General features: G+C 63.3%; 9 protein-coding genes. 4 read left to right on the top strand and 5 right to left on the bottom strand.

Going from position 1 to position 7,834, the window contains the following annotated elements:
* Positions 1-401 precede the first annotated feature (401 nt).
* Entirely contained in the window at positions 402-605 is a 204-nt protein-coding gene (locus ACRCSW_RS21390) for a hypothetical protein (protein ID WP_438707675.1), read from the bottom strand.
* 348 nt (positions 606-953) lie between these two features.
* Between ACRCSW_RS21390 and ACRCSW_RS21395 the strand changes: the two genes are divergently transcribed.
* Positions 954-1,817, top strand: a complete 864-nt coding sequence (locus tag ACRCSW_RS21395) for a lytic transglycosylase domain-containing protein (RefSeq protein ID WP_438707676.1) — start codon at positions 954-956, stop codon at positions 1,815-1,817.
* A gap of 4 nt (positions 1,818-1,821) precedes the next feature.
* Here the strand turns inward: ACRCSW_RS21395 and ACRCSW_RS21400 are convergent, their stop codons facing one another.
* Genes ACRCSW_RS21400 through ACRCSW_RS21410 form a run of 3 tightly spaced genes read right to left on the bottom strand, consistent with a single transcriptional unit; the run spans position 1,822 to position 3,450 of the window.
* Positions 1,822-2,109 carry a GNAT family N-acetyltransferase gene (locus tag ACRCSW_RS21400; RefSeq protein ID WP_438707677.1) on the bottom strand — a complete coding sequence of 96 codons (288 nt, stop codon included), beginning with the start codon at positions 2,107-2,109 and terminating at the stop codon, positions 1,822-1,824.
* The gene (locus tag ACRCSW_RS21405; protein ID WP_438707683.1) at positions 2,102-2,746 is read right to left on the bottom strand and encodes a 3-oxoacid CoA-transferase subunit B; all 645 of its coding nucleotides are present in this window, start codon (positions 2,744-2,746) and stop codon (positions 2,102-2,104) included. Before ACRCSW_RS21405 ends, ACRCSW_RS21400 begins: the two co-directional genes overlap by 8 nt.
* A complete protein-coding gene (locus tag ACRCSW_RS21410; protein WP_438707678.1) occupies positions 2,746-3,450 on the bottom strand; it encodes a CoA transferase subunit A in 705 nt (234 codons plus the stop codon). Before ACRCSW_RS21410 ends, ACRCSW_RS21405 begins: the two co-directional genes overlap by 1 nt.
* A 134-nt stretch (positions 3,451-3,584) precedes the next feature.
* Between ACRCSW_RS21410 and ACRCSW_RS21415 the strand changes: the two genes are divergently transcribed.
* Positions 3,585-4,154, top strand: a complete 570-nt coding sequence (locus ACRCSW_RS21415; RefSeq protein WP_438707679.1) for a LuxR C-terminal-related transcriptional regulator — start codon at positions 3,585-3,587, stop codon at positions 4,152-4,154.
* A gap of 6 nt (positions 4,155-4,160) precedes the next feature.
* On the opposite strand, the gene ACRCSW_RS21420 is transcribed toward ACRCSW_RS21415, so the two are convergent.
* A complete protein-coding gene (locus tag ACRCSW_RS21420) occupies positions 4,161-5,201 on the bottom strand; it encodes a hypothetical protein (RefSeq protein WP_438707680.1) in 1,041 nt (346 codons plus the stop codon).
* A 784-nt stretch (positions 5,202-5,985) separates the two neighbouring features.
* Between ACRCSW_RS21420 and ACRCSW_RS21425 the strand changes: the two genes are divergently transcribed.
* Positions 5,986-7,317, top strand: a complete 1,332-nt coding sequence (locus ACRCSW_RS21425; protein ID WP_438707681.1) for an efflux RND transporter periplasmic adaptor subunit — start codon at positions 5,986-5,988, stop codon at positions 7,315-7,317.
* Position 7,318: 1 nt separating this feature from the next.
* The coding region (locus ACRCSW_RS21430) for an efflux RND transporter permease subunit (protein ID WP_438707682.1) at positions 7,319-7,834 on the top strand (516 nt) is incomplete at its 3' end.

Genomic DNA, 7,834 nt, shown 5'->3' on the forward strand with positions numbered 1-7,834 from the left:
ACGAGAAAATCAGAAGGCCGAGGCCAACAACCGCCGCGGTCAGAACGACCCAGTCAACGGTCACGGCACCGGCTTCGTCTTTCAGGAAGGCAGAAAACGTAGTCATGATATATTCCCTCATCAAGGTGCTTAGGTGTCATTCAATCGCCTCGATCCGGCGTTGCATGCCACAGCTATGCTGTGGTGCCGATCGATTGTGCTCGACAAAAATGGCAGCAATTGGGACGAATTGAGACAAATTGGGGCGACGCGGTGGAGATCGCCGGTTGGGATGCGCAGGCATCGCCCAACCCATATCGACTTTGCCGATGGAGGCCATTGGATCGGCGGCGACACGACTTCAATACGAAAAGGCCGCCCCTCTTGCGAAGCGCGGCCTTCCGTATGATCAGAGGATCAGATCAGTTGCAGGTCTTGCCGTTCGATTCCATGCAGAGCTGGGCCTGGCCCAGTTCGGTCTGGATCGAGACAGCCAGGTTCGACACTGCCGGACGGACGAACGTGAAGATCAGGAGGCCGAGGCCAACGACGGCGGCGGTCAGAACCACCCAGTCAACGGTCACTGCGCCGGCTTCGTCTTTCAGGAAAGCGGAAAACTTGGTCATGATATTTGGTCCCTTTCAGAGGCACTAAGGTGTCATTCAACCGCTCCGTTCCGGCACACTCATCTGCCTTCTTCGTTCGGTATGAATGCATTTAGACCTTCAATCGTGGCAGCAGTTTGGACGGTTTCCGGTCATTTGTGGTGCGACCAGAAAAAGGCACCGCGAGCTACTCAAGCTTTTGAAAAAAAATGAAAGATTTGTTTGGAAGTCGTTCATCTTTGGCTGGTAGAGCGTGGTTTTTTGGCCGATTCTGTCAGAATCGCCATGTTTGGCCGCGAAAAGTTCTGGCTGGCGGGCGGCGAACCTGCGATTCTTTCCGCAAAACAACAAGGCGAGCAGGCCCCGCACATGCGGAATACCAGATCATGGATCGCAGCGATTCTCTGCGCTGCAGCGCCGTTTGCGGCTTCCGCGGACGACTTCTCGTTCAAGCGCGTCAAGGTCGGGGACGGTCTGCCCGGCAAGCGCATCACCGTGCAGATCGACCCGGAAGAGCAGGCCCGCTACCTCGCGGCCCTGCCGAAGGTCGATCCCGACGGGGTCGATGTCCCGGAGCCCGAAGCCGACGACGAGAAGGCCGGTGAAGACGGCGCGACCCCGGGGCCGGCTCCGGCCTCGTCTTACGCCTGGTACTGGGATACGGTTCCGACCGCGATCGAGGCGGCTGCCGACCGGTTTGACCTTGCACTCGCAACCTTGTCGAAAGGGCCGGACGGGACCGTCGTCGGTGCCCCGCGGATGCAGCACATGCAGGAGGTGGCGGATGCTTATGGCAAGGACATCCTGAGGGCGACGCTGGATACGAACGTCTCGCCCGCACTGGTTCTGGCGGTGATCGGGATCGAGAGCGCTGGCAAGTCTGATGCTGTCAGCTCGGCCGGAGCAATCGGGCTGATGCAGCTGATACCGGCCACGGCCGAGCGGTTTGGCGTTACCGATTCGACTGATCCGATCCAGAACATCGAGGGCGGGGTTGCCTATCTCGATTGGTTGCTGAACGAGTTCAACAACGATCCGGTCCTGGTTCTGGCGGCCTACAATGCGGGCGAGGGTGCGGTGCGCGCGAATGGTGGCGTGCCGCCTTATGCCGAGACACGGGACTATGTGCCGAAGGTGCTGGCGGCGTGGCAGGTTGCGCAGGGGCTTTGTGTCAGCCCGCCGATGCTGGTGACCGATCCTTGCGTCTTCCGGTCGACCCTGGCGGGCGGCTGAAGCCCTATATGAAGGCGTCTGCCCACTCGGGGTGTCTTTTCCGTGTGGCGTTGACGAAGGGGCAGAGGGGCATGACCTTGAACCCGTCGGCCCGCGCGGCGGCGACCAGAGCCTCGACCAGCGCAAGCCCGGCGCCAGTGCCGCGAAAGCTGTCGGGAACGCTGGTGTGGTCGGCGATGATCAGTGTAGGCGTCGTGATCGAATAGGTGAGCTCGGCTTCCTCGCCGTCCTTGCGGATGGCGAAGCGGCCCTTGGTCGCCCCGTGTTGGCGCGCAATCTGATGCTCAGCCAACGATCGTCGCCTCGGTTGCAGCGCGAAGCTCTTCCTCGCTGACGCCAGGCGCAAGTTCGACGATATGCAGGCCCTTGTGGCCAACATCGAGCACGCCGAGGTTGGTGATGATCCGGTCAACCACGCCTTTGCCGGTGAGGGGCAGGGTGCACGCACGCAGGACCTTCGATTCGCCGTGTTTGGAGGTGTGGTCCATGACCACGACCACCCGGCCCACGCCTGCCACAAGGTCCATCGCCCCGCCCATGCCCTTCACGAGCTTGCCGGGGATCATCCAGTTCGCAAGGTCGCCGTTTTCGGCCACCTCCATCGCCCCGAGGATTGCCATCGCGATCTTGCCGCCGCGGATCATGGCGAAGGATGTGGCGCTGTCGAAGTAGGCGGTCTGCGGCAGTTCGGTGATCGTCTGCTTGCCCGCGTTGATCAGATCGGGGTCTTCCTCGCCCTCGTAAGGGAACGGCCCCATGCCCAGCATCCCGTTTTCCGATTGCAGCGTCACGTTCACGCCCTTGGGGATGTAGTTCGCAACCAGCGTCGGAATGCCGATCCCGAGGTTCACATACATGCCGTCCCGCAGTTCCTGCGCTGCGCGGGCGGCCATGCCGTTGCGGTCCCAGCCTTTGGTTTCCTCGGCCATCATACAGCCTCCCGCTTGCGCACAGTGCGCTGTTCGATCCGCTTTTCATGCGCGCCGGTCACGATCCGGTGCACGTAGATGCCCGGGAGGTGGATCGTGTCGGGGTCAAGCGAGCCAAGCGGCACGATCTCTTCGACCTCGACCACGCAGGTTTTCCCGCAGGTGGCGGCCGGAACGTTGAAGTTCCGCGCGGTCTTGCGGAAGACCAGGTTGCCGGCGGGATCAGCCTTCCAGGCCTTCACGATCGACAGGTCCGCGACAATCCCGCGTTCCAGGATATAGGTCCGGCCGTCAAAGTCGTGGTGTTCCTTGCCGTCGGCGATCACGGTGCCGACCCCGGTTGCGGTGTAAAAGCCAGGAATCCCGGCGCCGCCAGCCCGCATCCGCTCCGCCAGCGTGCCTTGCGGGTTGAACTCCAGCTCCAGCTCTCCCGACAGGTACTGGCGCATGAACTCGGCGTTCTCGCCCACGTAGGAGGAGATCATCTTCTTCACCTGCCTGGTCTCGAGGAGGACCCCAAGGCCAAAACCGTCGACCCCCGCGTTGTTCGAGGCAACCGTCAAGCCCTTGACCCCGGCATCGCGAATGGCGGCGATCAGAAGCTCGGGGATGCCGCAAAGGCCGAAGCCACCGGATGCGATCAGCATGCCGTCGTGCAAAACCCCCTCAAGTGCCGCGCCAGCGCTTGGATAGACCTTGTTCATCTTTGTCTCCTCCCGGTTCCGTCTTTCCGGCCAGAGGGCGACACCGGCAGGACATCGGATGCGGTTGATCCTGAAAGATTGCCCTTCAGACCACCATCCGTAAGAATACGTATATGGCTACGTAGGGTGCAGGAATGACGGGCGTCCGGGACTATGAGCATCTGGCCTTCCAGCACGCGCCGGATGCTACGCTGATCCTCGCCGACCGGGTGATCCTGCGGGCAAGTCTGCGGGTCGAGGCGGTCTTCGGCTGGACCCCGCGCGAGCTGGAAGGGCAGTCGATCCGCCTGCTTTACCCCGGTCAGACGGATTATGAGCTGATCGGGGAACGGGCGCGGAAGGCTATGCTGGCGGTGGCGGTTTACCGCGACGAACGCTTCATGCGGCGGAAGGACGGGCATGTCGTGTGGATGGAGGGCCACGGCACGACGCTGGACCGCGAAGACCCGCAGCGGCTGGCGATCTGGACCTACCGGCCGATCGAGGCCGAGGCCGGGCCGGAGGGGCAGCTTACGGCGACCGAAAAGCGGATCGCGCGTTATCTGGTGAACGGCTTCACGTCGAAGGAAATCGCGCTGGCTTTGGGCTGTTCGCCGCGCACGGTCGAGGTCCATCGGGCCAACATGATCCGCAAGATGCAGGTGAGGAACAGCTTCGAGCTGGTCAGTCGGCTTCTGATGGCGGCAGGGCCGGGTGAGGGGTAGGCGACGTCAGCCTCTGCCCAGCATCGCCCAATGCAGGAAGGCGGTGGCATTGTGCTGTATATAGTCGATCTGCACCTTCCGGGCGTCGTCGCCCTTCCAGAACTGGCCGTCCTGATACCAGTCAAGCTGCAGGGCAAGGTTCTCGGCCGCGTGGATGCGGATCTGGGCAAGCAGGCTTTGGTCGAGAAGGCCCGGCATGGCGCGGTTCAGGATCAGGACCCGGGTCATCGCTTCGGTGCGGCAGGCGACGGGGGTGGACTGGCGGCGCTGGCGGTACCTGTCGTTGCCAAGCATCGCTGCCATCAGACCCGTAAGGTAGGCGGAACCAAGGGTTTCTGGAACCACCCCGCGCTCCACCGCCTCGCAAGCCGCATAGGCCATCCAGTGGCTTTGCTCGGCCCAGCCATAACCGCGACGCATGAGCGCGGTGGTTACGCGGGCAAGGTCGTCCGACACGGGGCCGGTTGCGAGCAGGCCGAAGATCGCTTCGCCGGTGTAGTAGTCGGAGCGGAAGGCCAGCACTTCTCCAGTCGTGAAATCGCGCTTGTGGCGGAAGTCGTCGCCCTCGATCTCGTCCAGCGCATATTGCCGCATTTGTAGGATGGTCGCTTCGGTGCCAAGACGAAGCCGGTTGGCCAGAAGCGGCAGGAGCGATGTATTCCTCTGGGCCTCCCCCAGCGCGAGGAGCCCAAGCCCAAGCCCGCCAAGCTTGACCGCGCCGTTGCCGACAAGGGCGAGGCTGGGTCGGCCCGCCTTGGCCCATGGCGCAGGTTCAAGCTTCTTGCCGATGTATCCGGCGGCGCGGGCCATTGCCTCGATCAGGTCGGGATCGGGTGACCCGGCAAGCTTGTTGGCGGCGCGCGCCATGAACCAGAGCGTTCCGCAATGCCGCAGAAGATTGTAGCCGTCATGGACGGCTGTGATGTCGTTGGCCTCATGGGCGTAGACGAACTGGCCGCTTGGCCGCACGATGCGCGTCAAATGGTCGAGAGCCGCAGTGACAATCTCATGCGCGGCGTCCGGGCTGATCATCAAGGCGGCAGGCATTCCGGGTTTCCCCCGCGACTGACCTTTGGCGAGTGTCACGCTAGTCGCAGCGGGGCCGGTCTGGCAAGGAGCAGGGCCTTTCCAGCGATCGAGCAGCCGCCAAGATCGCGCCGCCGCTCGCGCGGTGATGTTGTTAAGCTGACGTCGGCAGGGTCGCCATATGCGCGCCTGGGCCAGGGGCCACACGGGCGTCAGGATGGCAAGACCAGATGCACTCCGCAATTGCGCGAGTACGCGCGATGTGGCACGAACCCCGAAGCGCGGACGTGGCGAAATCGGTAGACGCAGCAGACTTTTATTGGAGTGCCCGCGGGGAAATCCGCGGAGTAGAACCGCTCAAAGTCGGGGAACGCTAACGGGCTTTTGCCCCAGGCCAATCCCGAGCCAAGCCCCCGGTTGGGGGAAGGTGTAGAGACTGGACGGGTGGCACCTAACGCCAGAGATGGCCATGGTGAAGGGACAGTCCAGACCACGAACGCCGAAAGGCGGCGGCGAAAGCCGAAGTGGTACGAAAATCTGCTTCTTGCAAGAGAGTGCGGGTTCAAGTCCCGCCGTCCGCACCAGATGAGGCTATTTCGGCTTTGTCGCAAACGTCGGCCCTACACGCAGGAAGCCTTTGATCTGCAAGATAAGAGCTGTCTTCCGACCAAAGCTTGACCTTGCGATACAACCCTCGCGCCGTATTCGTAGGTTAGCGCGTAACATTTGCGTTTGCTGTAGTATCCCGACTGGCGGCGGGGTTCGGTTGGGCTAAACTCGAGTTGCACCACATTGAGGCACGGGCATGCGGTTTCTGGCGCGAAGTCTGACAGGCCTTCTGTTGCTGGTGGTGACACTGGCCCTGTTGGGGTTTGCCGCAATCACCATTGGCAATGCCGCTCGGCAGAGCTTTGGTCCGGGTGGTCCGGCGCGTGACGCGGAAGAGCGGGTAGTATCGGCCAACGTGTTGATGCTTACGCCGTCAGAGATCACGCCCGAAATGATCACCTATGGCAAGGTCGAGGCCCGGCGGACGCTGGAGCTTCGGGCGCGGCAGGTCGGCATGGTGGTCTGGGTGGCGGAGGATTTTCAGAACGGCGCCGAAGTGACCGAAGGCGCTGCTTTGCTGCGGCTTGATCCCGTTCCGGCCGAAGAGGCGCTGGCGCTGGCGCAGGCCGACCTGATGGAGGCGGAAGCCGCATCCGCCGAGGCGGTCGCGGCGGTGGAACTTGCAATTGAAGACCTGGCCGCCGCTGAAGCGCAGGCAGTTTTGCAACGGCAGGCCTTGGACCGCCAGAAGGATCTTGCGGACCGTGGGGCGGGGTCGCCACAGGCGGTTGAGACAGCCGAGCTTGCGGTCTCTGGCGCCGTTCAGTCGGTGCTGTCGAGGAAGCAGGCGCTGGCCTCGGCCGAGGCGCGGGTCGATCAGACGGCGGTGGCCGTGACGCGGGCCAAGATTGCGTTGGGCGAGGCTGAGCGCATGTTGATCGAGACCGAGCTTCGGGCTGGACTTTCCGGTCGCATCGATGGCGTTTCCGTGGTGCGGGGCACGGTCATCGGCGCGAATGAAGGGCTGGGGCGGATCATCGACCCTGCGTCTCTGGAGGTTGCGCTGCGGCTCTCGACCGCGCAATACCTACAGCTCCTCGATGAAGAGGGTGGTTTGCGCTCAAGTGAGGTCACGGTTGCGCTCCCTGGCCTCCCGGAGGCTACGCCGCTAATTGGGCGCCTTGATCGGGTGGGCGCAGCGGTAGGCGATGGCCAGACCGGACGGCTGGTCTATGCGGCACTGGATGTGGTGGCGGAGGGTTTAGCCCTGCTGAAGCCCGGCGACTTTGTCGAAGTGGTGATTGCAGGTGCCCCGCTATCCAATGTGGCGCTGGTGCCGGCAACGGCCATAGGGCGGCAGGGAACGGTTTTGGCGCTTGGGCCTGAAGACCGCCTGGAAGAAGTCGCGGTCGATGTTCTGCGGCGTCAGGGTGACGATGTTATCATCGCAGCGGCGCAACTGGCGGGGCGAGAGATCGTGACCGAACGCTCGGCCTTCCTTGGCGAAGGTATTCGCATTCGCCCGATCCGGCCAGGCGCGGAGGCATCGTCAACCGCCACCTTGCCCGAGAAGCCCATAGGCGGCTGAGATGGGCCTGATCCGCTACTTCGTCCGCCACCGCACCGTCGCCAATCTGCTGATGGTGATCATGCTGGTCGCGGGCCTGGTTGGCGCGTCTAGTATGCGGGCGCAGTATTTCCCGGATGTCATCCAGAGCGAGGTTGGCGTCACTGTCGTGTGGGAGGGTGCAGGGGCCGAGGACGTGGACCGCGCCATCGTGCAGGTCCTGGAGCCGACCTTCCTGACCATCGACGGGGTAACCGCAGTTTACTCGCTTGCCAGCGAGGGCCGCGCGGTCATCGACCTTGAGTTTGAGCCGAACCACGATCTGGCCGCCGCCGAGGAAGAGGTGCAGGCCGCCGTCGACGCGATCACCTCTCTGCCCGAGGGCGCGGATGAGCCGGAGGTAGCTTCGGCTGCCTGGCGTGACCGGGTTACGGATGTGCTGATCAGCGGTCCAGTAGGGGTCGACCAGCTGGCCCGCTTTGCCGATGAGCTGACCGGCCGCTTGTTCGCTGCAGGGATCACGCGGGCCACGATCACT

Source organism: Tabrizicola sp. (assembly GCF_051645465.1).
Classification (GTDB): domain Bacteria; phylum Pseudomonadota; class Alphaproteobacteria; order Rhodobacterales; family Rhodobacteraceae; genus Tabrizicola.